1 protein-coding gene is annotated in these 528 nt (G+C 44.1%); it reads left to right on the forward strand.

From position 1 onward, the window contains the following. A partial coding sequence (locus GM612_RS12265; RefSeq protein ID WP_246147768.1) for an MBG domain-containing protein occupies positions 1 to 528 on the forward strand: 528 nt, incomplete at both ends.

Here is a 528-nt window from a genome sequence, read left to right on the forward strand (position 1 = left end):
GATCCGAAGGATGCAGAGACCAAAGTTACTGTTAACGATCAAACGATCACTTATGGTGATGACACACCAACGTTTGAAGTGACCTATGGTGACAAAGTGGTCAACCACGTTGCCTTAACGAATGCGGACTTTACATTCGACGGCAGTGCCACGATTCCAACGAATGTGGGCACTTACCAAGTTGCATTGAATGATGCTGCTATTCAAAAGATCGAAGAAGCTAACCCGAACTACACATTCAGTGCTAGTGACTTCATTGGTGGAACTTATACCATTAATCCATTAGCCACTGATCCGAAGGATGCAGAGACCAAAGTTACTGTTAACGATCAAACGATCACTTATGGTGATAAGACGCCAACATTTACCGTTACTTACGGAGATAAGGTGGTCAACCATGTTGACCTAACAAATGCCGACTTCACATTTGGTGGCAGTGCTACAATTCCAACGAATGTGGGCACTTACCAAGTTGCATTGAACGCTGATGCCATTGCTGCAATTGAAAAGGCTAACCCGAACTACACA

The sequence above is a fragment of the Secundilactobacillus folii genome (assembly GCF_009720675.1).
Lineage (GTDB): Bacteria > Bacillota > Bacilli > Lactobacillales > Lactobacillaceae > Secundilactobacillus > Secundilactobacillus folii.